This window comes from Treponema sp. UBA7570 (assembly GCA_002477955.1).
GTDB lineage: Bacteria > Spirochaetota > Spirochaetia > Treponematales > Treponemataceae > Treponema_D.
The window spans coordinates 1-25,685 of sequence record DLLE01000012.1 but is presented as its reverse complement, the minus strand read 5'-3'; the positions used below and the strand labels follow the sequence as shown (position 1 = coordinate 25,685).

General features: G+C 39.2%; 19 protein-coding genes and 1 pseudogene. 9 read left to right on the top strand and 11 right to left on the bottom strand.

The window, feature by feature from the left end:
* Positions 1 to 784, bottom strand: a pseudogene (locus B4N75_RS01040) (tagaturonate reductase); the annotation flags it as partial.
* A gap of 261 nt (positions 785 to 1,045) precedes the next feature.
* Here B4N75_RS01040 and B4N75_RS01035 point away from each other — a divergent pair.
* The 5 genes from B4N75_RS01035 to B4N75_RS01015 all read left to right on the top strand — a co-directional run bounded on the left by B4N75_RS01035 (position 1,046) and on the right by B4N75_RS01015 (position 8,794).
* A complete protein-coding gene (locus B4N75_RS01035; protein WP_296669137.1) occupies positions 1,046 to 4,234 on the top strand; it encodes a helix-turn-helix domain-containing protein in 3,189 nt (1,062 codons plus the stop codon).
* An 89-nt stretch (positions 4,235 to 4,323) separates the two neighbouring features.
* Positions 4,324 to 5,265: an ABC transporter permease gene (locus B4N75_RS01030; protein ID WP_296016241.1), complete on the top strand. Its 942-nt coding sequence runs from the start codon at positions 4,324 to 4,326 to the stop codon at positions 5,263 to 5,265.
* A 15-nt stretch (positions 5,266 to 5,280) separates the two neighbouring features.
* Positions 5,281 to 6,171, top strand: a complete 891-nt coding sequence (locus B4N75_RS01025) for a carbohydrate ABC transporter permease (RefSeq protein ID WP_296706354.1) — start codon at positions 5,281 to 5,283, stop codon at positions 6,169 to 6,171.
* A 146-nt stretch (positions 6,172 to 6,317) separates the two neighbouring features.
* Complete coding sequence (locus tag B4N75_RS01020) at positions 6,318 to 7,937, top strand: extracellular solute-binding protein (protein WP_296706352.1); 1,620 nt, start codon at positions 6,318 to 6,320, stop codon at positions 7,935 to 7,937.
* A gap of 83 nt (positions 7,938 to 8,020) precedes the next feature.
* The gene (locus B4N75_RS01015; RefSeq protein WP_296669141.1) at positions 8,021 to 8,794 is read left to right on the top strand and encodes a TrmH family RNA methyltransferase; all 774 of its coding nucleotides are present in this window, start codon (positions 8,021 to 8,023) and stop codon (positions 8,792 to 8,794) included.
* 126 nt (positions 8,795 to 8,920) lie between these two features.
* Here the strand turns inward: B4N75_RS01015 and B4N75_RS01010 are convergent, their stop codons facing one another.
* The gene (locus B4N75_RS01010; RefSeq protein WP_296016271.1) at positions 8,921 to 9,967 is read right to left on the bottom strand and encodes a sugar kinase; all 1,047 of its coding nucleotides are present in this window, start codon (positions 9,965 to 9,967) and stop codon (positions 8,921 to 8,923) included.
* Between the two features lie 149 nt (positions 9,968 to 10,116).
* Between B4N75_RS01010 and B4N75_RS01005 the strand changes: the two genes are divergently transcribed.
* Positions 10,117 to 11,040 carry a GerMN domain-containing protein gene (locus B4N75_RS01005; protein WP_296669143.1) on the top strand — a complete coding sequence of 308 codons (924 nt, stop codon included), beginning with the start codon at positions 10,117 to 10,119 and terminating at the stop codon, positions 11,038 to 11,040.
* Positions 11,041 to 11,187: 147 nt separating this feature from the next.
* On the opposite strand, the gene B4N75_RS01000 is transcribed toward B4N75_RS01005, so the two are convergent.
* The 3 genes from B4N75_RS01000 to B4N75_RS00990 all read right to left on the bottom strand — a co-directional run bounded on the left by B4N75_RS01000 (position 11,188) and on the right by B4N75_RS00990 (position 15,653).
* On the bottom strand, positions 11,188 to 12,285 hold the full coding sequence (locus B4N75_RS01000) for a hypothetical protein (RefSeq protein WP_296669144.1): 1,098 nt from the start codon (positions 12,283 to 12,285) through the stop codon (positions 11,188 to 11,190).
* Positions 12,286 to 12,430: 145 nt separating this feature from the next.
* On the bottom strand, positions 12,431 to 14,266 hold the full coding sequence (locus B4N75_RS00995; RefSeq protein WP_296669146.1) for a proline--tRNA ligase: 1,836 nt from the start codon (positions 14,264 to 14,266) through the stop codon (positions 12,431 to 12,433).
* Between the two features lie 160 nt (positions 14,267 to 14,426).
* Positions 14,427 to 15,653, bottom strand: a complete 1,227-nt coding sequence (locus tag B4N75_RS00990) for a 6-phosphofructokinase (RefSeq protein WP_296016297.1) — start codon at positions 15,651 to 15,653, stop codon at positions 14,427 to 14,429.
* A 388-nt stretch (positions 15,654 to 16,041) separates the two neighbouring features.
* Between B4N75_RS00990 and B4N75_RS00985 the strand changes: the two genes are divergently transcribed.
* Positions 16,042 to 17,439 (top strand): hypothetical protein, encoded by a 1,398-nt coding sequence (locus B4N75_RS00985; protein WP_296706351.1) that lies wholly within the window; start codon positions 16,042 to 16,044, stop codon positions 17,437 to 17,439.
* 166 nt (positions 17,440 to 17,605) lie between these two features.
* Here B4N75_RS00985 and B4N75_RS00980 read toward each other — a convergent pair whose 3' ends face one another.
* The 3 genes from B4N75_RS00980 to B4N75_RS00970 form a co-directional block, all read right to left on the bottom strand.
* Complete coding sequence (locus tag B4N75_RS00980) at positions 17,606 to 17,914, bottom strand: hypothetical protein (RefSeq protein WP_296669149.1); 309 nt, start codon at positions 17,912 to 17,914, stop codon at positions 17,606 to 17,608.
* A 105-nt stretch (positions 17,915 to 18,019) separates the two neighbouring features.
* Complete coding sequence (gene lspA / locus B4N75_RS00975) at positions 18,020 to 18,589, bottom strand: signal peptidase II (RefSeq protein ID WP_296669150.1); 570 nt, start codon at positions 18,587 to 18,589, stop codon at positions 18,020 to 18,022.
* A 91-nt stretch (positions 18,590 to 18,680) separates the two neighbouring features.
* Positions 18,681 to 19,505 carry a hypothetical protein gene (locus tag B4N75_RS00970; RefSeq protein WP_296706349.1) on the bottom strand — a complete coding sequence of 275 codons (825 nt, stop codon included), beginning with the start codon at positions 19,503 to 19,505 and terminating at the stop codon, positions 18,681 to 18,683.
* A 13-nt stretch (positions 19,506 to 19,518) separates the two neighbouring features.
* On the opposite strand from B4N75_RS00970, the gene B4N75_RS00965 reads away from it, so the two are divergent.
* Complete coding sequence (locus B4N75_RS00965; RefSeq protein ID WP_296016331.1) at positions 19,519 to 19,815, top strand: hypothetical protein; 297 nt, start codon at positions 19,519 to 19,521, stop codon at positions 19,813 to 19,815.
* A 34-nt stretch (positions 19,816 to 19,849) separates the two neighbouring features.
* Positions 19,850 to 21,346, top strand: a complete 1,497-nt coding sequence (locus B4N75_RS00960; RefSeq protein WP_296669154.1) for an HDOD domain-containing protein — start codon at positions 19,850 to 19,852, stop codon at positions 21,344 to 21,346.
* A gap of 47 nt (positions 21,347 to 21,393) precedes the next feature.
* Here B4N75_RS00960 and trhA read toward each other — a convergent pair whose 3' ends face one another.
* The 3 genes from trhA to carB all read right to left on the bottom strand — a co-directional run.
* Entirely contained in the window at positions 21,394 to 22,074 is a 681-nt protein-coding gene (trhA, locus tag B4N75_RS00955) for a PAQR family membrane homeostasis protein TrhA (protein WP_296706346.1), read from the bottom strand.
* Between the two features lie 194 nt (positions 22,075 to 22,268).
* Entirely contained in the window at positions 22,269 to 23,672 is a 1,404-nt protein-coding gene (locus tag B4N75_RS00950; protein WP_296018293.1) for an MATE family efflux transporter, read from the bottom strand.
* Between the two features lie 229 nt (positions 23,673 to 23,901).
* On the bottom strand, positions 23,902 to 25,685 hold a 1,784-nt coding region (gene carB / locus B4N75_RS00945; protein WP_296706345.1), incomplete at its 5' end, for a carbamoyl-phosphate synthase large subunit.

Sequence of the window (25,685 nt, the reverse complement as noted above, 5' to 3'; positions counted from 1 at the left end):
CCCAGAAGTGGAAAAGCTCTGCTGAGTCAAGAAGCTTGTCCTCGTAGCCGAGTTTTTCGCAGATATGCTCTGCCTGTGTTTTTCCGTCTTCTTCTTTTGTGAGGAGCGGGAAATATCCTGGAACAATGCGGTCTACCAAGCAAGAGCAGACATCGCAAGCCTCGTCAAACCAGTTGATGAAGTCTGGGCCGAGCTGCCACATTTCTGCGTAGCGGAGAATGTTGATTCTGAGGTTGAGACCGGCCTGGTCAGAAAGCTCGCAAGGAATAAGGATCATTCCCTTTGAAACGTCTCCCTTGAATGCCTGAAAACGCTTGTAAAGGAATGCTGTAACTTTTGCAGGGAAGTTTTTCTGTGGCTTCTGGTCGAGAGTTACTGGAACGCCGTCGATTTCTGCGTCAAAGCGGATTCCGGCTTCTGTTGTGTTTGAAACGATAAAGCGCAAGTCCGGGCTTGAAGCGAGCGCGATGTAGTCGTCGTAGTCTGTGTAAGGGTTGATTGAGCGGCTGATAGAGTTGATTGTGCGTGTCTCGACAGTCGGCTTTCCGTCCTTCATTCCGCGGAGAACAGTTGTGTAAAGGTTGTTCTGTGCGTTCATCGCGTCAACCATGCCTTTTTCAAGCGGCTGAACGATTACAACATTTCCGTTGAAGTCAGTTTTTTCGTTTACAATATCAATCTGCCAGTCCACGAATGCGCGGAGAAATCCGCCTTCGCCAAACTGAAGAATTTTTTCTGGACGTTTTACAGTTTTTACAACGTCTTTTATAGACTTTAATGCCATTTTAGAAGCCTCCAAAAATAATGTCTGATTTTATCATTTATGGATAAGACTTTCAATTAGAGGAAATTTTATAGCCCCGATTGGAACCCCGGAGTTTCCGGAGGAAATGGAGCGAAAGCGGAAGGGTGGAAAGCGGGTTTGTAAAAATAATGCGCTCCAAAAAACTTTAAAATATTTTAAATCCTTTGTACAATAACGGAAGCACTTGTAAAAAAAACGACATAATACTAAAATCCGTATGATTATATTTTGGGGGAAAATTTGAATATCGGCACGTCTGGAAAAAGAATCGGTTTTGCTCTGAGTACAATTCATTTTGGATCGTCATTAAAGTTTTGGTTTAAACTTGCAAATTACGCTTCTCAAGAAAAAGGTTCGTTTTTTATTTTTCCTGGAAGCAATTTAAGCGATTCTGGCGCAAATCATCTCTTTAACGAAATCTATAAACTTGTTAATTCGGAAAATCTTGACGGTTTGATAAGCTGGGCTTCGAGCATAAGCAATGGCGTTTCTTACGAAAAAAGTGTTGAATTTCATAAAAAATTTGGAAATCTTCCATTTGTAACTATCGGTCAAAAAATTGACGGCGCGCCAAGTGTTTCTTTTGACGCCTACGAAGGAATGAAGGAATTAACAAAACACTTGATTGAAGTTCATGGCGCAAAAAAGATTGCATTTATCCGCGGCCCAAAAAATCATACTTCGGCTCAGGATCGTTTTCGCGGTTTTTTTGATGCTGTAAAAGAAGCCGGAATTTTAGACGAAAATCTGATTTCTGATTATATGGATTGGTACGAAAGCGAAAAAGGCGCAGTTCAGCTTTATAATGAAAGAAATTTGGTTCCTGGAAAAGATTTTGACGCGCTTTTGTGCGCCAGCGATATAATTGCCCTTGCTTCAGTTGAATATTTTGAAAAACACGGCTACAAGGTTCCAAAAGATTATATTTGCGGCGGTTTTAATGATTCTGTAGAAAGCCGCGTAAGTTCTGTTTCTTTTTCTACGGTTCATATGCCAATGGAAAAACTCGGAATTGTCGCTTATCAGAAGCTTGTTCGGCTTTTGAATGGTGAAAAAGTTGAAGATACGGTTTTGCCGGCATATCCTGTAATCCGTGAAAGCTGCGGTTGTAATAATTTAAAGCATCTTCAGAATTTTTATGATTCAAAAAAACGTATAAAAAATCGTGATGATTTTGTTGAGGCAATTTCAAAGCTCTTTCATGCGGACGAAAAAGAGCGCGAAGAACTTATTCAGCCTCTTTTTGAAGCGCTGTTTGAAAATAATCAGTCGGATTTCTATCGCCGTCTGAGCGACGTTTTGACGGCGTATTTTAAGAAAGACGGTGAACTTTTTACTTTGTACGAGGCACTGCGCCTTCTTAAAAATTCGACATTTTTGCCGGAAGAATATGTAACAAAGGTTATCAGCACTGTAAATTTGATAATTCCTCAGGTTCAGCGAAAAATTTGCGAGCTTCGGACTTTTAGAGAAAAAAATGCGTCGATTGTAAGCTCGCTAAAAAGCGCCCTGCTCGCTGCCCATGATTTTGACGCTTTGATGAAAATTCTTTCGGATTATTTGCCAAAAATCGGAATTAGAAGCACGGCTCTTGTTCTTTATGAAGAAGACGGAACTTCAAGATATGTCGGTGGATTTAATCCTTCTGGCGAGCTTTGTCTTGAGGAAAAGCTTTTTTCTTCAAAACTTTTGGTTCCGGAAGAATTTAAAAAAGATTTTGAATATGGAGTTTATCTTGTTCAGCCGCTTTTTATGGAAAATAAACCGCTCGGCTATATGATAAATGGCTATTCTGACTGCGATGGAAGCGTTTACGAAGGATTGAGGGTTTCGGTTGGAAATACAATTCAAAACATTCTTCTATTTAAAGAAATTGACAAGGCGCGTCAAAAAGCCGAAAAAGCGGAATTTGCTAAAACTGAGTTTTTTGCAAATGTTGGAAGTGAGCTTTGCGATCCTTTAAAAGATTTGTCTGCAAAAATATTCCAGATGCAGGGAAATATCGAAAAAGGCATTGTTGATCAGGATATTCTTACTGAGCAGCTGATATTCCTTCGCTCTCAAATTCAGTCTCAGCTGCATAAGACCGTTACTCTTGTTGAGCTTACCCGTTCTCAGGTTGACGATTTGCCGATGGATAAAAAGCTTTTTGACATTCGTCAAGTTTTGCCGGGAAGTGTTGTTGCTTCCTTAGACCAGAAATTTCCACTTGTTTACGGAGATCCTGACCGCTTAAAAAAAGCCCTTCTTACTTTTTTTGGCGATGGAAAAGGCTCAATGTCGCTTTCTGCCGGATATGAAGGCTTAAAAATCGACTTAAAGACAAAGCATCTTGATTGGAAAGATCCGGAATTCTTGCTGGCAGAAAAGATTATTCTTTTGCAGTACGGCGAAGTTCAAAAAATTGATGATGAATCGCTTTCAATAATTTTGCCTTGGCCTAATCTTGCAGGACTTCCGCCGGTAAAAATGGAAAAGTCTCCGAAAAATGTCATAAACCTTTCTTCTAAAGAAACAATTTCGGAAATTTTCGATATGCCGGTTGTAAATTTTGACTCTCTGGCTGATGGCAAGCTCGAAAATGCAATTCTCTACTGGCGGTCTGACAATGCTCCGATTGACGAATGGGTAAAGGTTTACAGTTTGCGACATAACGAAAATCTTTTCCGTGCGCCGATTTTGTGTTACAGTCACGAGCTTATAAGCCATAATTTTGTTGAAATGCTTGAATCGAAGGTTCGCGCTCAAAAATCTGCTCCGGTTTTATTCATAAATGCAAAACGTACAAATTATGGAACTTGGGCAACCGACTCTAACAGCGTAAAAATTCAGTCAATGGCGGAATTTGAGCATATTCTTGAAGAAATTACACCTTCGCTGATTGTTTTTGAATCAATTGATGAAGAAAGCATTAAGAAAATCAGAAAAAATCCAAAAACTGTCCTTGTGCCGATTATCGTCTTGCCGGAAACAATTTCTTCCGAAGAAGAAGTTGAGCTTTTGTGCGCTCATCCAAGAATTATTTTGTGCAATAGCGGAGCTGCTGATTCTGAACAGTTTGACAGCAGAATCCGCGAAATTCTCTCAGGTGATGAAATTATGCCGCCTCATACAGGCGCGCTGGTAAAAAAGGCGATACTTTATCTTAACAAAAACGCTTCTCAGCAGATTGTAAGATGGAAACTTGCTGACACCGTTCACGTTAGCGAAGATTATTTAACAAGGATTTTCCATAAAGAAATTGGACTTTCGCTTTGGGAATACTTAAATCGTTATAGAATTTTCCTTGCGACAAAAATGCTTCTTGAAACGAATGATACAATTTACGAAATTGCAGAAAAATCTGGTTTTCAGGATCAGGCATATTTTTGCAGAGTGTTTAAAAAGGTCTACGGTATTCCGCCTGGAAAAATTCGGACAAAACAGTAAGAATTTTTTAAGCATAGTTCGTTTTTGTCCAATAAAACGCTTGTCAATTTTATATAAAAAAAGTTATTATAAAAGAACTGAGGTTAAATATGATCGCACAAGAAACAACAGCTCTTAAAGCTCCAAAGAAAAACCTTTGGAAAGATGTTAAGAGACACTATTCTGTTTATGCACTGCTCGTTATCCCAGCTGTTTACTATGCTATTTTGAAGTATGGTGCAATTGTGAACGGACAGATTGCTTTTAAAAGCTTTTTGCCTTCAGATGGAATTTGGGGAAGTAGCTGGATTGGATTCCGCAATTTTGTAGACTTCTTCCAGTCATTCTATTTTGGTGAATTGCTTCGCAACACAATTTTTTACAGTTTGTTAAAACTTGTAATCAGTGTTCCGCTTTCAATTATTCTTGCTGTAACTCTTTATGAATGTACACATGACATTCTTCGTAGAGTTGTACAGACTCTTGCTTATCTTCCGCACTTCCTTTCGTGGGTTATTATGTACGGTATCTTGCTTGTACTTTTGGCTCCTGGTGATGGTATGGTAAACGACATCGTTAAATTTTTTGGCGGTGATCCAGTAGATTTTCTTACAAACACTCATACATTCCCTGCTATTGTAATTATTTCTGATGCTTGGAAGGAAATGGGATGGGCTGCAATTATCTTTATTGCTGCTTTGATGGGAATTGACCCTTCATTGTTTGAAGCCGCAATGGTTGAAGGTGCATCTGCTGTTCAGCGTGTTTGGTATATTACAATTCCGTCTATTAAGCCAGTAATTGTAACCGTAGTTCTTCTTAAACTCGGTACAGTTCTTGATGCTGGATTTAACCAGATGTTCATGTTGTACTCTGTTCCTGTATATTCTGTAGCCGATATTATCGATACTTGGGTATATCGTCAGGGTCTTCTGCAGTTCAAGTTTGCTCTTGCTACTGCCGTTGGTATTTTCAAGGGTGTAATCGGTATGCTTCTCGTAATGGCATCTAACGCTGTTACTAAAAAACTTGCTGATTCTTCACTTCTGTAATTAAGGGAGACTAAAATGACAAAACCAAGTACAGTAAAACTTACTGCAGGCGATCGCACATTCTATATTTGTATCAATGCATTTCTTATTTTTGTTGGTGTAATTATTGCGATCCCAATGTGGTCTACAATCACACTTTCTTTCCGTCCAAACTCATTCCTTGGAACAAACTTTGAAGGTATGTTCCTTCCTGTATGGAAATGGGATGTTTCTGCTTACAAAGCTTTGCTCGGTAACGCTGGATTTATTACAGCATTTTGGAACTCTTTGAAGATTATGGCATTCGGTGTTGTAACTGCTCTTGCTCTTACAGTTCCTATGGCATATTGTATGTCAGTTTCTGATCTTCCAGGACGCAAAATCCTTAACTACTTTGTGCTTATTCCATATTTGTTTAATATTGGTGTAATCCCAACATACCTTGTTGTAACAAATCTTCATCTTACAAACCATTTGGCTTCAATCTTCTTGCCTGGTGCAATTGGTACATACAACTGTTTGATTATGCGTGGTTTCTTTGAAGGAATTCCTGAATCTTTGAAAGAATCTGCTCGTATTGATGGTGCTGCTGAATGGTATGTTCTTTTGTCTATTATTCTTCCGTTGTCAAAACCAATCATTATGACAATTGGTTTGTACTACGCTGTAAACTTCTGGAACGACTTCATGCACGCTATGCTTTACTTGAACGAAGCTTACTTGCAGCCACTTCCAATCTTGCTCCGCAACATTTTGATGGCTTCTGGTATGAACGAATACGTTGAAGTAAACGCTTTCGGAAATGCTTCTGTACAGGCTATTAAGGCGGCTTCTGTATTTATGTCGGCAATTCCTATGATTATTGCTTATCCATTTATTCAGAAATACTTTACAAAGGGTACAATGCTTGGTTCTGTTAAGGGCTAAGTTTTAATACTGCATTTGCTTGACCAGATGATAAAAAAATATTGTCTGGTCAATTTTTTGTGCTATAATTAAGGTATCGCGATTTTAAAATCGGATATTTTTATTTATAAAATTGTTTTCATTCGATTCAATATAAGGAGGATAAAATGAAAAACTTTTTCAAGAATCTCGCGCTCATCGCTTTGGTTCTTACAGTTGCTTCTCCAGTTTTTGCTGCAAAAAAATGGAAGGCAAACAAAGACGGTACAGTTGACATTGAACTTTGGTACGGTGCTGCTGTAACAGAAGCTGGTCCGCCACCTGCTGACTGGGTTGCTTATAAAATTATTAAGGAAAAGCTCGGAATTAACTTGGTTATAACAGCTCTTCCTTCAAACGAATCTGACCAGGATACAAAAATCAACGCTGCTGGTGCTGCAAACTCTCTTCCTGACTTGTTCATGGTAAGCGATAACTGTTTCCAGATTTTGACAAAACAGAGACTTCTTGCTCCTGTAGATGATATGTTTGCAATGATGCCTAACCGCACTGCAAAGCTTTATGATAAAGATGCCCGCAAGCACTCTACAGTAAACGGTGTTTGCTATGGTCTTGATCAGCCAGGTACAATCGTTCGTAATGAAGGTATTCTTATCCGCAAAGACTGGCTCGACAAACTCGGACTCAAAGTTCCTAAGACAACAGATGAATTCTTCGAAGTAATGAAAGCATTTACTTTCAAAGATCCAGATGGAAACGGAAAGAACGATACATACGGTCTCGGCGCGTATATCGAACTTAAGCCAATGTGTGAAGGTCTTGGTGCTCGTTTTGACCCATGGTTCGGTGCATTTGGTGTTGCTGGAACTTGGTCTATGTCTAAAGACGGCGCAGGTCTTAACATCAACAAACCAGAATATTACGATGCTCTTGAATTCCTCAAGAAAATCATTGATGCAAAGGTTATAGATCCAAACTGGACAGCTTATAAAAAGGATGACTACCGTGCTTCTTGGAAACAGGGAAAATTCGGTATCTTCCGTGAACAGAACGCTGCTGCATTTGCAGAATCTAACTATGCTCCATTCGATCAGAACTTCCCTAAAGGTGAATTGATTATCGTTGATCCACCTGTTGGACCAAAAGGAAAATCAGCTGCTGGTGTTTATGATCAGGCTTACCGCCGCTACTGTGTAGCAAAAAGAAACGCTGACCAGACAATCAAGAACTGGAAAGATGTTGATGGAACTAAAAAGACTATTACAAAGAAACAGATGATTGCTCGTCTTCTTGAATGGATGTCTTCTGACGAAGGTTACTATCTCCTTGGATACGGTGTTGAAGGTGTAAACTATGTACTTGATCCAAAAACAGGTGCACCAACAAAAGATGGTATTCCAGATAAGAACATGGCTTTCTCTAAGCCAAAGATGCAGCCTTTGACTCAGCTCCGCAACATGGTTTACTACAACTCAGATGCTGAACTTATGTCTCGTTACCCAACTTATACAACAGCAGTTTCAAAGAAACAGCTTTCTTCATTGAAGGCTCTCCGCGAAATGCAGTCTAAACCATGGACACCAGTAATTGGCGCTTCTCTTCTCCCTCTTCCAGATGCTGACCTTCAGCGTTTCTATGAACAGGGTGTAGTTGAATTTATGACAGGCAAACGCCAGCTTACAAAAGCTAACTGGGATGCTTGGTTGGCAGAATTCAACAACATGGGTGGAAAGGCTTGGGAACAGGCTGGTATTGCTAAGATGAAGGAAATGAACCTTCTTTACTAGTTTTAGTAAAATTAGTAAAACCCGAAAAGCGGTGTCGAAAGATACCGCTTTTTTTTTATTTAAATTTGATTTATATTCAATATATGAAAAATACACAAAAGAAAGAACTTGCAGTCTGTGGTTTTGAGGCTGTAAAAGCACTTGCAAAAGAAAATCCCCAGAAAATAAGACGGTTTTATTATACTGAAGAAAGAATGAATTCTTTTGGGGAATTATGTAGATCACTTGCAAAAAGAAAGGCTCCGTACAATAAAGTAAAAGATGAAAATGAATTAGAAAAACTTTGCGGAAGTGTTCACCATCAGGGTGTGGTTGCAATGATTGAGCAGCCGGAAATTAACCCTTTGGACAGCGATGTGACTAACGAATGGCTGCACGAAAAAGAGACTGCTTTGATCCTTGACCGCGTTGGTAATGCAAATAACCTTGGTGCGATTGTAAGAAGCGCAGCTTTTTTTGGTGTTAAAAATGTTATTATTCCTTTGGATGAAGCTCAGTCTTCGATTACAACAAGTTCGTACCGGGTTGCGCAAGGCGGAATGGAATATGTAAATATTTATTCTGTAAAGTCGATAGTCCGTTTGCTGGAAGCAATGAAAGGAAAAATGCTTCGTTTTGGTACAGATGTAAATGCAACTCAGCCAGTAGGAAAGTTAAAAGAATTAAGCGCAAATAAATCGGCTTTAATAGTTCTTGGAAATGAAGAGCACGGAATTTCAAAACAGGTAAAAGAAAATTGTGATGAACTTATTATAATTCCTAATACAAGCACATTTGGAAAAAGCGCTGAGCGTCCCATTGAAAGTTTGAATGTTGCGCAGGCGGCCGCAATTGTCTTGTATGAGATGAGAAAATAAAAAACTTATTTGCAATGTCTGGCACTTTTTTTTAGAAGGAAAATTTATTCAATAAGTATATAAAAAAATCGGTGGTCAAGAGATTTTTTTGCCCTTAAACCACCGATTTTTTTTAAGATATTTTTGTTAACGGTTCATTTCTGACTGTTTGCCTTTTGTCTGATGAGCCTTGATAATCGCTTCGATTTCGCGGAAGTCGGAAACTGGAAGGTCTCCGAAAATTGTATTTTTTGTAGCACAAGTTGCGTTGCCGAATTCAACGGCTTTTTGAGCATCATCGTAATGAAGAAGTCCAAAAAGAACGCCAGCACAATAAGCGTCGCCAGAACCAATGCGGTCAACAACGTCAATGTCTTTGTAAGGTTCTTCACGATAGAATTTGTCCAGACGTTTTAAATACACTGTCGAACCAAATGAATGAACTTTTGGACTGATTACTTCGCGTTGTGAAGTTGCAATCAACTGAATATTTGGATAATCGCGACAGAACTGCCTATGCATGTCTTCGAGAGTTCCTTTCATTTGGAACATACGGTGGCAACTTTCTTCGGAAATAAAAAGAACATCGACATAAGGTAGAACGTGTTTAATTGTTTCGCGGGCTGTTTCTTCGTCCCAAAGTGTTGCACGGTAGTTTACGTCAAACGCAATCTGAGTCCCTTCTGCCTTGAATTTTTTTATCATGTTGATTGCGAGATTACGAGTTGCTTCGCTCAAAGCTAGAGTGATTCCTGACGTGTAAAACATTCTTGCTTTTTTATAAATGTCTTCTGGAATTTCAGATTCCTTGATTTTTGTGATGGAAGAATTTTTTCGGTCGTAAACAACTGTCGGTTTGCGCGGATAAGCTCCGTTTTCGTAAAAATAAATTCCGACACGGGCCTCTGGAGATTCGTCCCAAATGATAAAGTCATCGCTGACAGAAGATGAGCGGATACGGTTTTTGATGAAAGTTCCAAGTTGATTTTTTGGAAGACGGGTGATAATTCCAGAACGGCAGCCTAAAAGAGAAACTCCACAGGCAACATTGAGTTCTGCTCCGCCCGCATGTTTTTTAAAAGAGTCGCTTTTGTAAATAAGTTCATTTACTGGAGGAGAAAGACGAAGCATTGTTTCTCCAAAAGTAATTAAATCAAATTCTTTGTGTTCGTAGAAAGCACCTTTTTTATCCATAAATCGCCTCAATTTAAAATTTCGTACGGATATTAGTTTAATGTTTAAAAGAAAATGGAACAAGTAGAATTATGAAAATTTTTCGCTTCTGTAAAACTTCGGCTGGCTTTGCGTGGACTTTTAATTTGGTGTCAATTATACTAGATGATATGGCAAAAAATGAAAAAAATAGAAAAAACTCGACAGGATTGGCTTTTGCTTGCTGGATTCTTGGATTTTTGATTCTTTTAATTGTATTTTTGGTAAAACAGGACGATATATATTCAAATTTAAAAACGACGCGATTTTTTGAACGCCTTTTTGGAACCACTCCGGAATTTATTCAAAAGCATGAAGTAAAAGAAAAAAAAGTACCGGAAATTGAAACCGTTATTGAATTGAAAACAGAAACAAAGCAAAGTTCTCAAGAAAACTTGGGAACAGAAGTGTTGCCTTCGGTTGAAAAATTTGATGAAAATAAATCGGCAAATGAAGATGTTCCTGACCAGAAAAAACAAAATCAGAGTGAAGGAATAAAAAAGACCGAAAAAACGGAAGAAAAACCGCAAGTTGCAAAAAATGAGGGAAAACAAGAAAAAAGCACGGAAAATTCTCCGGCAAATATAAAAAAAGAAGAAAAAACAAAAGCTCCTGAAAAGAAAACTATTACTGTAACTAACCAAAAAATTTATTTTGTTTATATTGGCGAAGATGGAACTTTGAGCAGAAAAATGATTACGCGGGCTGTTGAAAAAAATGATTCGCCGCTTGTGACTAATATGAATATTTTGCTTGCTGGACCAAATGCGCAGGAAAGTGCTCGCGGTTATAGAAGTTTGATTCCTGAGGGAACAAGGCTTTTGTCGGCTTCTGTGCGTGATGGTATTGCCTATTTGAATTTTAATGAGCAATTTGAGTTTAATACGGTCGGAATGGACGGTTATCAGGCTCAGCTTATGCAGATTGTTTATACTGCGACAGAATTTGGAACGGTAAACAGCGTGCAGTTTTTGATTGAAGGTCAGAAAAAAGAGTATTTGGGAAGTGAAGGAATTTGGATTGGAAGTCCGCTTTCGCGTTCAAGTTTTAATTAAAAAAATGTGGCAGGGATTGTAAGGGCGGCGAAGCCGGACACTGGACTGAACGAGAGCAGCGAGTGAAGGAAGCGGCTGGAGCCGAAAGGCGGAACCCTGAAAAGCCCGATTTTTGCGATGCAAAAAGCCACCCAAAAATTCAAAAAATTATTTTGCCGAATACGATTTTATAATTGAATCGAAATATTTGCTGTTTTTGCTATAGACTCCTTGAAAAACGGTCAAAGACATTATTGCGAGGTGGTTTTCGTCGAGATGTGTCAAAATTTTGAAGTCACGCGTGAAAGATTTTGAAATGTCGTTAAAAAACAAGTTTGACACTTTTGTTCCTGAAGATGCGGTTTCTAATTTTTGCAATTGAGAATAAGGATAAGTTCCGTCTGTGCCGAGTGTGAATTTTTGTAAAAGAGTGTCGGAAACGGTTGCTTTTTGTGCGGAATCGGTTTTTGAAAGGTCGATTATGTCGAAAGCGAGAATTGCGCTGTTTGAAAGTGTGTAAAAATTTTCGGCTTTTGCTGTCCACTGACTGTCGAGAGTGATTTTTTGGGTGAAGCCGGAAGTTTTTTTATAGGTGATTTTTTGTTTTTCGGCTTTTTTGTTGAGTGAAAATGAATGCTGGTCTTCGGTTTTTACAGGAAGTCCTTCAAATGCACTGAAATTTTCGTCGGAAGAAGAAGAAAGTTGACCTGCGGTTACAAGGTTAAAAACGATTTTTCCAGTTGAGTCTTCGATTGATTTTACGTTGAAAATTGGAATGAACGGGTCGAAATTGATTTTTACCTCGCCGCCAAATTGTTCAAATTCCTGTGGAACGGTAATTTTGTCTTCGATAAAACCGTTTGGAGAAGCTTTTTGGAGGCGGGCTGTAAGTTCGTAAAGCATATCGTGAAGGTAATTGATTATGTCTGTGTCTTCTGGAGAAATTGCGGAAATTATGCGTTCGCCGGTGAGCTCAACGTATTTTTTTGTAATGTCGAGCGAAAAAAGAATTTGAATGTCTTTTTTGGGTAAAAGTGACTTGACGTCTGTTTTTGACGGTGCAAAATAGCGCAGACCGTAAGTTCCTTCATCGTAAAAAATGATTCCGAAATATGATTCGCGCTCAAAGCTTTTGTCTTCGTAATAAACGAACTGTCCCGACAAATCCGGAATTTTTTTTGTTACGCCCGGAAGCGCAAAAAGACAAGAAAAAAATGAAAAAAACAAAACTGAAAAAAAGGATTTTTTTGAAGGAACGGATTTCATATTTCCTCGATTGAAAAAAAAGTGAAAAAAGACGGTCATTTTGCTTTTGCCGATTTGGGTTTTAGTTTAATGACCGTTTTTTATTTTGATGACGATTTTTTTAAACTCAAAGTTTGAAAAATTTGCATTTTGAGCTTAAAAAAGTTTATGCTTGAAGTTTTGCGAGTTCGTCTTTTACAAATTGAATTGCTTTTTCTGCTGCGCTTTCTGCTGGAACAAGTTCTGCTTCGGCTGCGCTGCGTGGTTTGAATTCAACATTTGGAAGATTTTTGTCGCCGACTGTAATTCTGAGAGGAATTCCAATCAGTTCCATATCGGCAAATTTAACTCCAGGGCGTTCGTCGCGGTCGTCAAGAAGGACTTCGATTCCTGCTTTTGTGAGTTTCTCGTAAATTGTGTCGGCAACTTCTTTCATTGCTCCGTTGTATTTGATTGGAACGATGCAAACTTGGAACGGTGCAACTGACATTGGCCAGATAATGCCTTTCTCGTCGTTGTTTTTTTCGATGATTGAGGCGAGTGTGCGGTCAACGCCGATTCCGTAGCAGCCCATTGTCGGTTCTGCCGGTTTGCCGTCTTTTGCAAGGAAAGTTACGTGCATTGACTTTGTGTATTTGTGACCGAGCTTGAAGATGTGGCCGAGCTCGTTTCCTTTTCTTGTATAGAAAGTTTCGCCACAGAGAGGGCATTTGTCGCCTTCTTTTACTGTGCGGACGTCTGCATTGATGTATGGGACGAAGTCGCGTAGCGGTTCAACGTGAATAATGTGATAACCGTCTTTTCCAGAGCCTGCGATTGCATCGTGCATTTTTGCCTCGCCGTCTTTTACGACAGAATAATCAACTACGAGCGGACATTTTGCTGTAACCGGGCCGACAAAACCGTGTGGAGCGCCTGCGTATTCAAGAACTTCTTCTGCCTCTGCAAGGACAACTTCTGATGCTTTGAGGGTTGCTGCAAGTTTTGCTTCGTTTACGTCTAAATCTGCGCGGATAAGGACACAAACATAAGAAAGTGGATAGTAATCGCCGGCAGGGTCTTTTACCCTCTTCCATTTGTCTGCGCCGTTTGCGCCTGTCATGTCGAGTGATGAGTTGATTACGCGGTAAATGAGAGCCTTGATGAACATTTTTGGTGATTCGTCAAAGAATTTTTCCATATCTTCGATTGAGAAAACGTTTGGAGTTGCTACTATTTCGACAGGGAGCTCTGTTTTTGACGGTTTTTCGCCTTTTTTGTTTACAGAATCGTCCGAAGCGCACCATGCTTTTTCAACGTTGGCCGCAAAACCGCATTTTTCGTTCGGGCAGATAATCAAAGTGTCATCGCCGATTGGGGATTCAACCATGAATTCTTCTGAACCGCTTCCTCCCATTGCGCCTGAGTCCGCGCGCACTGGAATGATTTTGAGTCCAAGACGTTTGAATATGCGGAAATATGCTTTCTCGTAGAGTTTGTATGATTCATCAAGAGACTCGTCGTCAGCGTTCATTGTGTAGCCGTCCGCCATTATGAACTCGCGGCCGCGCATTACGCCGTATCTTGGGCGGATTTCATCTCTGTATTTTGTGTTGATCTGGTAAAGATTTACAGGGAGCTGCTTGTAAGAACTGAGTCCGTCGCGGACAATCGCAGTAAATGCTTCTTCTGCAGTTGGAGAAACAACCATGTCCTGTTCACCGCGGTTTTTTGCTTTGAGCATTTGTGAGCCCATAGTTTCCCAACGGCCAGATTCTTTCCAGATGTCGCCTGGGAGAATTACTGTTGGCTTGAATTCAAGGGCTTCAGCTGTATTGTTCCATTCCTCGCGGATTATTTGTTCGAGTTTATAAAGTGAGCGCAGTCCAAGCGGAAGATAAGTGTAAAGTCCGTTTCCGAGTTTGCGGGTGATTCCTGCTCTGAGCATAAGTTTGTGGCTTGCGATTACGGCTTCTGCCGGAGCTTCGCGGAGCGTTGAAATATAAAATTTTGAAGTTTTCATGATTTATATATTTTATTGAAATAAAACTTTAGTGGCAACTAACCGAAAAAATGTGTGATAAGGAATAAAAATAATTGAAAATGTTATGGAAAAAAAATGGGCTGAATAAGCGAATTTCGGTGAACCTGTCAATTCGGCTTATTCAACCCAAAAAAGTGAATTAGTTGCAGTTTAACGTCAAGTGGCGTGGAAGACCGTCAACCATAATCGGACTAAGTTCTGCCTGAATTAAAGGGTGAATGTAGTGAATCAAGTCTTTTGTAACATGGTCGTCACCAGAAATCCATTCAAGAGGAACTTTCTTTTCAACATTTGCAATGTCGCGAACGTCGGCAGTTTCTGTAATGCACATATATGGATCGTCAGAAACGCGCTTAAGAACAACAACTTTGCCTGTTTCACCCTCAAATGCTGCTTTTACGGCAGCTCCGCCAACATTGAAAGCTTCTGTAATGTCAGTGCGGCTTGAAATATGGGCGGCACAACGCTGGAGAGTTGAAAGCTCGATTGCACGAGCCTTTACTCCAAGTTCAAGCTGAAGTTTTGTTGCGAGAAAACTTGCGGTTCCAGACATTTGCTTGTGACCAAAAGCATCGACTGAATCAGCGTGCTGGCCGAGTTCAAAAACATAACGTCCGTCAGGAAGTTTAATTCCTTCAGAAACAGCGATAACAACGGATTTTCCAGAAGAGGAAAGTTCTTTTACGCGGGTAATGAACATATCGATATTGAAAGGTTTTTCTGGAAGATAGATTAAATCAACTCCTTCGCAATCTTCTGATTTAGAAAGAGCAGAAGCTGCGGTAAGCCAGCCTGCATTGCGGCCCATAACTTCAACAACAGTTACAGTTGGATAATCGTAAACAAGACCATCGCGAATAATTTCTTTCATTGTAGAAGCGATGAATTTTGCCGCTGAACCAAAACCTGGTGTGTGGTCTGTAATTGCCAAATCGTTGTCGATTGTTTTTGGCACGCCAATAAAGCGGATTGGGCTTTTGATTTCTTCAGCATACTGCGAAAGCTTTGCAATTGTGTCCATTGAGTCATTTCCGCCGATGTAGAAGAAATACTCAATTTCGAGTTCTTTTAAAATTGCAAAGATTTTTTCAAAAGTTGCTTTGTCGCTGGCAACATCAGGAAGCTTATAGCGGCAAGAACCGAGATAAGAAGACGGAGTTCTTTTTAAAAGATCTATTTCCATTGTTGAACGGATTTTCTGGGACAAATCAACATACTGACGGTCGAGAAGTCCTTTGATACCGTGAAGCATACCATAAACTTTTTTTGCACCACGATCTCTAGCGGTTTGATAAACGCCGGCGAGTGATGAATTGATTACTGCTGTAGGTCCGCCAGACTGTCCAACAATTACATTTCCAATCATAAATTTCTCCATTAATTTTTAAAGTTAAAACTTTTTGTTAAAAAACCTTTTTATATAATATCACTAAAACACGGGAATAGAAACAAGAAATTTTATTTTAAAGTTTTAATTGTGTTAAAAATAAAAAATAAGCTTTTTTAGAACGAATACAAAGAATTTTTTGTCATTTTTAGACATTCAGCGCAACTAAATATATAGAAAGATGAAAAGTTTTTATGAGTGGACTTTTTTGTTTGTGGCAGGGATTGTAGGGGCGGCAAAGCCGTTGGCGAATAGCCAATGAAGCGTTAGCGGAACCCCGAAAAGCCCGGTTTTTGTGCAGCTTAGCGGAACAAAAAGCCACCCATAAACTTGAAATCGAATTTTGTATTTTTTTATTGGAGGAAAAATGAAAAGAAAAAATTTTAGGAAAATGGCGGAAATTTTAGTTTTGGCGGTTTGTGTTTGGCTTTTGTTTGGCTGTTCACATGGTTCTTCTAGCGGAGAGATGGCGGAAAATGAAAATTTTGAATACGGGAGCACAAAAGTTACGGTTTTTGTTCCGGATTATGCAAAAAGTATAAAAGAAAATACTCGTGTTGTTGCGACGCAGACAAATGCTGTAAAACTGGCATATAAAAGTGGCGATGAATTTGTCTGGCTGGAAGAGTTGGATTTTTCTTGCGCGGAGAAGATTGAAACTGAGGAAAATTCTCAAGAAAGTTATGTTCCCGGAAGTAATTATGTGTTTACGTTTGAAGGAATTCCGTGCGGAATTTATGCTGAAGGCGAAATTGAAATACATCTTTTGGATAAAAATGGAAAAACAGTTTCTAAAGGAAAAAATTCTAAGGAAATTGAAATTTTGACGGAAGAAACGGCGGTTGCAAGTTTTTATGCAGTTCCGGTTGAAGTTGAAGCAGGGGATTTTTCTCTTTCTGAAAGCGAAATGAAATTTGTAAAAATAAAGACTGAAGCTGGATATGATTACGAAATTTCTGTTATTCTTGGAGAAAATGACTCTTTGTATCCGAATTTGGCAGTTTTTTATGCTGACGGTTCCTTAAAAGATTTAGTTTGCCTGGAAAACGGAACTTTAAAGCTTGACAGTGCCGAAACAAATGCAACGTATTTTGTTGGAATCTGGACGGTGGATTTTGAAATTTCTTCGTGTTCGGTTGTTTGTAAAAAGCTTGAAAATGAAGTTGATGAAGATGAAAATAAAAACTGCGGAAATTTAATTGCAAAAATTGATTTTGCCGAAAGCGATTTTTTTTGTTTGAACTGCGGAATTCACTACGAAAGCCAGGAGGAAGCGGAAAAATGCTGCTTTGAAGAAGGTTGTCCAAATTTTGGACAACCTGAATTTGTAGTTGCCGGAGAATATAAAATGGGTGTAAACGGCGGATTCCAAAAACAGGCGGCAAATGAAGGATTTCAAACTGTAAATAATATTAGGGTAAGTACAAAAATTGATGAAAATTTTGCGGTGCTTGAATTAAAGAGTAAAGAACAGCAGGGATTTGTGGAATTTTCGGTTGAAAAAAAGATGTATTTGACGGTTACAGAAATATTGGGAAGTTCACAAAAAGAACAATATGGAATTTCAATTGCTTCAAAAGACGGAGAAGCGAGTTTTGAGGGTGAAATTGTTTCTACAGAAGAGTTGCCGAAGACCAAAACAGGAAGTACAGACATTGCCGGGAAAAAAATTACGTTGACGGCAGGGACTTACAGGCTTGGTGCGCATCAGGCAGGAGTAAAAGCAAAACTGTCGGAACTGCTGTTTGAGGAATTTGAAGAATAAGTTTTTTTGTTAAATTTTTTAAGGAAGATTTACAGAAAGTTTGGTTGAAATAAAAAAAACAGCCTTTGATTATTATTTTGAAATAATTGAAGGCTGTTTTTTGCAAATCGATTTTTGAAAATGTCTGCGTCTTTTTTTTGCTGAGGCTAAAAGGCACAGAAGAATTTTATAATTCTTCGTGGATATAGCGTTTTATGGCTTTTTGCTCCAGTTTGTCTTGCAATTCGAATTTTTTAATTGCCCAGCTTATTGTCTTTACGCTAATCATCATTGCGAGGATGATTCCTGCAAAAAGTATAAAAGGAAGCAAAACATTTACTGAAATTCCGTTTGCAATAACTGGAAATTTTGAGAGGAAAATAAAACTTCCTCCAACCAATACGAGTTCTATTGCAAGTCCGAGTATTATATTAAAAAGTGCGACGCAAAGATTGAAAACTAAAGTTCTATCGTGAGTTGTCATTTTTTCTCCCATAAAAACACCACGTTAGCGGCGAGCCACGGATGGCGAGAATCATAGTTTGTGAAAGCAACGCTTGAACAAACTGCAATGATAAAAAATACAGGGATGTAATTTTTATCATGTCTCCTTATTTGAATTTGATTTTTTTACTGTAAATGCGAATGAGATTAAAAGAAGAATTCCGCAGACTACAACCGCCGCGTCTGCAACATTAAATGTTGGCCAGCGGTCCATTCCAAAAATTCCGTAGAATTTTACATCAATAAAATCAATTACGCCTTCTTTGCGGAAAAAACGGTCGATTAAATTTCCAAGTCCGCCGCCGGCAATTCCTGCAATTGCCCATCTTTGAAGTGAGCTGAATTCGTCGTTTCTAAAATAGACAATAAGCACTAAGATAATTACAAACAACGGAACTATGCGGAATAAAAAGGCTCTTGCAGTTAAAGACCAGCCCTGCCCTATGCTGAATGCAATTCCTGGATTGCAAACGTGTATAATTCTTAAAAAATCACCAAAAAAAGAAGAGCCCATGCTTGGTGGAAAAGTAAGCGGAATAATTTTTACAATTAACTGCTTTGTAATCTGATCTGCAGCGATTACAAGAAGCATTAAAATAAGTGGAATCAATTTTTTTGAAAGAGACGTTTTTGTTTTAAATTCCACAACGATATTTTCTGTGTCCATAAATTGAAAGTATAAAAGAATAAAAGTTTATAGTCTATAGTTTTTAATTAGCTGTAGACATTCAAAAAAAGAGCGGTTTGTTTTTTATGTTTCATTCAGATTCTATCTGTTCTGCGGTTTTATTTGCCAGGTAGCGTGGAATAAAGAGAGAAGAATCTCTCGAAAGTCCGTATTTTTTCGCAAGAGGAATATTTGTCTGTTCGATAAATCCAAATTTTGAAGTTTTGTATTCTTGAATTGTGTTTAAACTGAAAAATCCTGCGGTTTGAACTCCTGCATTTTCTGTAATCTGGCAGATTGACTTAAAATCGAGGCTGTCAAACACAAAAAAGAGCGGAAAATCTTTTCCATAAAGTTTTTGCGCAAGTTTCGCGAGCGCTTTGTATGAATTTGTGTGATTTAATTTTGCCGCTATGGTTTCGGTTTTTTGAAAATTATTTTTGTCGTTTAAAAACATAAATTTTCTGAAAATACGCGAATTGAGAATTCCAGGAAGATAAAGGCAGTCATGCGAATAAAAATCTGCCGCTAAAACCGTAAAGCCTTTTTTTGACAAAAAAAGCAGATAAGGTTCATAATCTTGAGTTTCGGCAGTTTCGCTTCCGCAAAAAACAATTATTGGTTTTTGCTTTTTTTGCGTCAATTCTTGTGTTGGAGCAGGGAGTTCAAGCGTTGTAGTTTCTGTATTTTCTGAAAAAATTTTCTTTAATTCAGTTTTTTCTGAAGAAATTGTCAACGGTTCGTAGATTTTTAAGGTTCCTGTTGAGCTGTAGAAAAAATCGCCTGGCAAAAGTTGTTCAAATCCGTGAGAAATGCTTCCGCTCAGACGGTAAACTGTTTTTTTTGAATTGAAATTTTTTGGTTCAATTTTTACAGGACGGTTTAAAATCAAAAATACTGCCGAAAAAACAATCAAAATCAATTCCAAAATGCTAAAAACTGAAAATAAAGCCGAATATCTGTCGACAAAAACTCTTGAAAAAAGTCTTAAAATTGCACGGAAATTTGTTGCGAAAACGATAAATGAAAGAGCTGCAAGAAAGATGTTTGGTACGGTTAAATTCCACAAAAAAATATTTGCGAGAGAAAGAAAAAATGCAATTGGAGCAAGAACAGAGCAAGAGTCAATTGTTAAATTTCGTGCAAAAAAGAATCTTACACAGACTATAAATAACAAAAAAACAATTAGCATTTGTGAAAGAAAAGCGTCAAACATATGTTTATAATAGTGAAAAGTTGAGTTATAATCTATAAATAGCTATGCCACCTGTTAAAAAAGTAAAACTCGATTTGTCAAAAATCAAAATGGCCATAAGGGCTGGAATTCCTCTTTCGATAACGACTTATACTCTTCCGCGAGAAATGGAAGCTTATATCGATTCGGTGTTGAAGGCGTTCTTAAACGAATTGAATCAAAATCAAATGTCAGAATATTTGACGTATTGTTTGAACGAGCTTTTGACAAACGGTAAAAAAGCAAATACAAAGAGAATCTTTTTTAAGCAGAAAAATCTCGATATTTTTAACGCAGAGCAATATTCTGAAGGTATAAAGAATTTTAAGAGGGAAACACTCTCTAATATTCGTTATTACCTTGATTTGCAGAAAAAAGCCGGACTTTACGTAAAACTTATTCTTCAGGCGCGCAACAATAAAATCAAAATTGAAGTTCGTAATAATTCCGAATTGACAGTTGAAGAATACAAACGAATGCATGACAAACTCAGCCGGGCTCAGCAGTATACTTCGGTTGATCAGGCAACGAATCAGGTTCTTGATGAAACAGAAGGTGCTGGACTTGGGCTTATAATTATGATTTTGATACTGGAAAAAATTGGACTTACAGAAGAAAATTTCCAGATTTTGTGCGAAAATGGCGAAACAATTACAAGAATAATTCTTCCGCTGGACGAAAAAACTCAAAATAATTTAAGTGTTGTAAGCCGGGAATTTGTCAATTTGATTGATGAGTTGCCGCAATTTCCAGATTCCGTCATGCGGATAAACCGTCTTTTAAACAACCCGGATTCGAAAATGAGCGAAATTGCTACGCTTATTTCCAGCGACATTTCCCTTACTTCCGATTTGTTAAGACTTGTAAATTCTGCAACTTTTGCCCTGGCTTCTCCTTGCCGAAGTATTTCTGACGCTGTTAAACTTGTAGGAATTCGCGGAATAAAAAATATGATTCTTTCTGTAAGTTCAATGAATGTTTTGAATACACTTGGAGAAGAAACAAAAGCCTTGTGGACACACGCTTATCGTGTAGCTTTTTATACTTACAATCTGGCAAGAAATTTTTATTCATCGGATAGAACTATAGTCGAAGATTCTTATATCTGCGGTCTTTTGCATGATATGGGAAAATTGATTTTTGAAACAACTCATCCTGCGTACATAAACCGGATAAAAGACATTTGCGCTCAAAAAGGAATTCAGCCGGATATTTTTGAAAAACTTGTCGCTGGTGTAAACCATGGAGAAATTGGTGCCTTAATTGCAGAAAAGTGGAACTTTCCGGAAGTTATTGTTTCTGTAATTCGGCATCATCACGAACCTGACCTTGCTCCGGAAAATGTTAAAAAGCTGACCGAAATTGTTTATCTTTCGGATATGATTGCGCATTATCAGATAAAAGATATTGATTTTTATCAGTTTGATCAGGAAGTTTTGGCAAAATTTCATATTACAAACGAAATTCAGATGCAAAAAATTAGCGACAGTTTGGAAAAGGCTTTTGACAAAGAGTCGCAGTAAATTCGATTTTTTTTCAAACAGAATTTATGCGGCTCTTCTGTAAAATTTTACGCAGATTTCATTGCAAAAAAGACAGAGAAAAAGTGCAGGACGCTTCCTGCGATTACAAAAAGATGGAAGATTGAATGTGCCCATTTTACGCTTTTTGCGCTGTAAAATGCAAATCCGACTGTATAAATAAGTCCGCCCCAAATAAGCATTGAAAAACTTAATTTTGGCAATGCGTTTTTTAATGGAATAAAAGCGGCTAAAACAAGCCAGCCCATTAAAATATAAGTGATTGAACTAATTTTTCGCATTTTATTGCCAAAAACTGAGTAGATTGTAATTCCTAAAGCGGCAAGTCCCCAGATTATTCCAAACATTGTCCAGCCGAACGCTCCGCCGAGATTTACAAGGCAATATGGCGTGTATGTTCCTGCAATTAAAAGATAAATAGAAACATGGTCAAAAATTTGGAATACTTTTTTTACGCGCATATTTGTAAAAGCATGGTAAAGACAAGACATTGTGTAAAGAAGAATCATTGATGCGCCGTAAATGGAAACGCTCGTAATTACCATTGGTCTTTTTGGCGAAAAAACAATTAAAAGTACGATTGCTGCAATTGCCAGAAGCGAACCCGCTCCATGGCTTACGGAATTGAAAATTTCTTCGCCCAAAGTGTAAGGTTTGACAGGTAACTTTTTGTTTTGTTCAAAAGCTTTGTTTTCTTTTTTGAGTGTCATAATTTTCCTCGCATTTTTGTGAATTTGTTTTCTGAAAAATTAGACACTCTTTTTGTAAAAAGGTTGCATTTTTTTTGCATGCGTTAGGGATTGCTGGCCGCGTAAGCGGTTCGGACGCGCCTGCGCGGCTGAACGGAAAAATTGCGCAGCAATTTTATAACGCAAAAGCCCGGCTCAATAAAAACAGTTAGTTTTTATTGAGAAACGCCCTGACTTTCTTTTTTTAGATTTTTCCAGGCAAAAAAGAAAATTGGAAGTTCAACTGCGAGCATTGCAATCCAGCCGGCGAGACAAGCATAGGCTGTTCCGATAATTCCAAACATTTTGCAGAAAATAAAACTGAAAATTACGCGGAAAATTATCTGGGATGTTGTCGAGATTACGGTTATTTTTATGTCGCCTGTTCCGCGGAAAAATGCCTGAATTCCGTTGGTTGTTGCCGGCAAAAAGTAAAGGCAGGCCATGACAAAAAGATATTTTTCGCCAAGACGCAAAACTTCGCTTTCGTTTTGTCCTGCAAAAAGCAAAACCAGCTGTTTTCTAAAAAGAATAACCAAAATTGACGTAACAATAATATAAATCCATTCGAGCGAAAAGCCTTTTAAAAAACCTTCACGCTGGCGGGCCGGCTTTTTTGCTCCGCGGTTTTGAGCCATAAAGGTTGTGATTGTGTGTCCAATGCTCTGGGTCGGTTGGTAGCAAAAATCGTCAATTTTTGTTCCGGCGTTGAAAGTTGCGATTGCATCAACTCCAAGAGGATTGACCGCGCACTGAACCAAAAGTTTTCCGACATACAAAACGCATTGCTGCAAGGCCGTTGCCCAGGAATAATTGACTGTCCGCAATATAAGCGAGCGTTCAACTTTGAATTCCCGCGGTTTTAGTGCGAGAAGCGGAACTTTTTTGTAAACATAGATGATTATTAAAATACAGCTGATTAACTGAGAGGCAACTGTTGCATAGGCCGCTCCGTGCATTTCAAAACCGCAGACAGCAACTAAAAAGTAGTCGAGAATTCCATTTAAAACCGCGCTTATTGCAACACAGATGATTGGAGAAGTTGAATCTCCGGCAGCGCGCAAGGCGGAAGCGTAAACATTGTAAAAAAAAGTAAAAATCAGTCCGGCGAATACGACGCGGAGATAATTTGCTGTGTGTTCGATTAAATCTTCGGGACAGCGGATTGCACGCAAAAGTTGTTTTACAAAAATAAAGCACACGACGCTTACGGCAAGAGTAAAGCAAAAACCAATTGCTATTGTAGTGCTGATTTCGTTTTTAAGTTTTTTTTCGTCTTTTGCGCCGTAAAACTCCGACATGATTATGCTGGCGCCAAGACAGATTCCAACGATAAGAAAAATCATGATATTCATTACGGGATTTGCAATTCCGACAGCGGCAAGACATTCTTTTCCTGCAAAACGGCCGAGAATTATCGAATCGACTGCATTATAAGTCAATTGAAAAAAATTTCCCAAAATCAAGGGAATTGCGTAGTTTATAAGCTGCGGATATGTTTTTCCGACTGTAAAATCTTTCATTTTGAATGCCTCGTAATTTTTACGGCAATTTTGAAGATTTTTTAGAAATTGCTGTATTTTTTTGGGGGAAAATTGTGAACTTTTTTATTTGGGGCCATTTTGGACTGTCCATTTTTTTATGCAGCTGTTGCGTTTTTCAAAAATTTTCATTTGACGACGCAACTTTTGCATATTTTGTTTTTGGACAGTCCAAAACCGAGTCTTTCAGAGTTCCGGCTTTCGCCTGCATTGCTTCACTTTGTTCCGCAACGCGCTTTGCGCGCTCTTACAGCCTCTTGTCCGAAATTTACTGTTTTATCATCGCGTGATATTCCTGCAAAGACTTTACTCCGCCCTCGCCGCCTTTTCCGTTCTTTACAGCCTCGATTCCCTGAACTGCGGCATAAGCGCCTGCCAAGGTCGTAATGTAAGGAACTTTGTATTTAAGGCACGCCTTGCGGATTGTCTTTCTGTCCTCGGCATAATTGCGTTTTGCCTTTGGTGTGTTGATTACAAGGCAGACTTCCTTGTTCATAATTATGTCTACAACGTCCGGGCGGCCGGCGCCAATCTTGTTCACTTCCTCGCATTTGATTCCGTTTTCGCGGTAGAATTCAGCAGTTCCCTGCGTGCATACAAGAGTGAATCCTAGCTTAGAAAGAGTTTTTCCGATGTAAAGAACCTGTCCTTTTAAGCCTTCTTTGTCGCTAAGAGAAATCAGGACTTTCTTGTTTTCCCACGGAGCTGGAGCGTGCGGCAGTTCTGCGCCTGCGGCTTCCTGAGCCTTGTAGAAAGCGAGCGGGAAGTTGTCTGAAAGCCCGAGAACCTCGCCAGTCGAGCGCATTTCAGGTCCGAGAATCGGGTCAACGCCCGGGAATCTTGCCCACGGAAGAACTGCCTCCTTCGCTCCAAAATACGGAATAACCTTGTCTTTAAGCCCGAGAGATTTTAATGATTCTCCAAGCATCATTCTTGTGGCAAGGCGCGCCATCTGAGTGTCGCAGACTTTTGAGACTAGCGGAACTGTGCGGCTTGCGCGCGGATTCGCCTCGATTACGTAAACTTTTCCGTCCTCAATAGCGTACTGCATATTCATAAGACCGCAGACATGGAGAGCCTCAGCAATTTTCTTTGTGTATTCCTTGATTGTCTCAAGATTTGCAAGAGGAATTGAAACCGGAGGAATAACGCAGGCAGAATCTCCAGAATGGATTCCTGCAAGCTCGATATGCTCCATAACTGCCGGAATGTAAACATGCTCAGAATCTGCAAGAGCGTCTGCCTCGCATTCGAGCGCGTTTTTAAGGAAGCGGTCGATAAGAAGCGGGCGGTCTGGGGTTACGCCGACAGCCTTTTCAACATACTCGCGCAAAGTCTTTTCGTCGTAGATAACTTCCATTCCCCGTCCGCCAAGAACAAACGACGGGCGAATCATAATCGGATAGCCGATTTTGTCTGCAATTGCCTTTGCCTCGTCAAAATTGACAGCCATTCCGCTTTCCGGCATCGGGATTTCGAGTTTTTCCATCATGTGGCGGAACAAGTCGCGGTCTTCGGCAATATCGATTGAGTCGATTGAAGTTCCGAGAATATTCACGCCGTTTTCCTGAAGCTCGCGCGCAATATTGAGAGGAGTCTGTCCTCCAAACTGAACGATAACGCCAAAAGGCTTTTCCTTCTCGTAAATCTGAAGAACATCCTCAGTTGTTACAGGCTCAAAATAGAGTTTGTCAGAAGTGTCATAGTCTGTGGAAACTGTCTCAGGGTTGCAGTTCACGATTATTGTCTCGTAGCCAAGCTCTTTGAGCTGCATTGCGGCGTGGCAGCAGCAGTAGTCGAACTCGATTCCCTGTCCGATTCTGTTAGGTCCGCCGCCAAGAATCATTACTTTTTTCTTGTTGTCTGTGGCAGTCGATTTGTCAACCGCGTTGTAAGTCGAGTAATAATAGCAGGCGTTTTCTACTCCGCTTACAGGAACTCTAAGCCATGCTTCCTTAATTCCAAGCTCGTTGCGGCGTTTGCGGATGTCTTTTTCTGCAACCTTGAGAATTTTTGAAAGATATTTGTCGCTGAATCCGTCTTTTTTCGCCT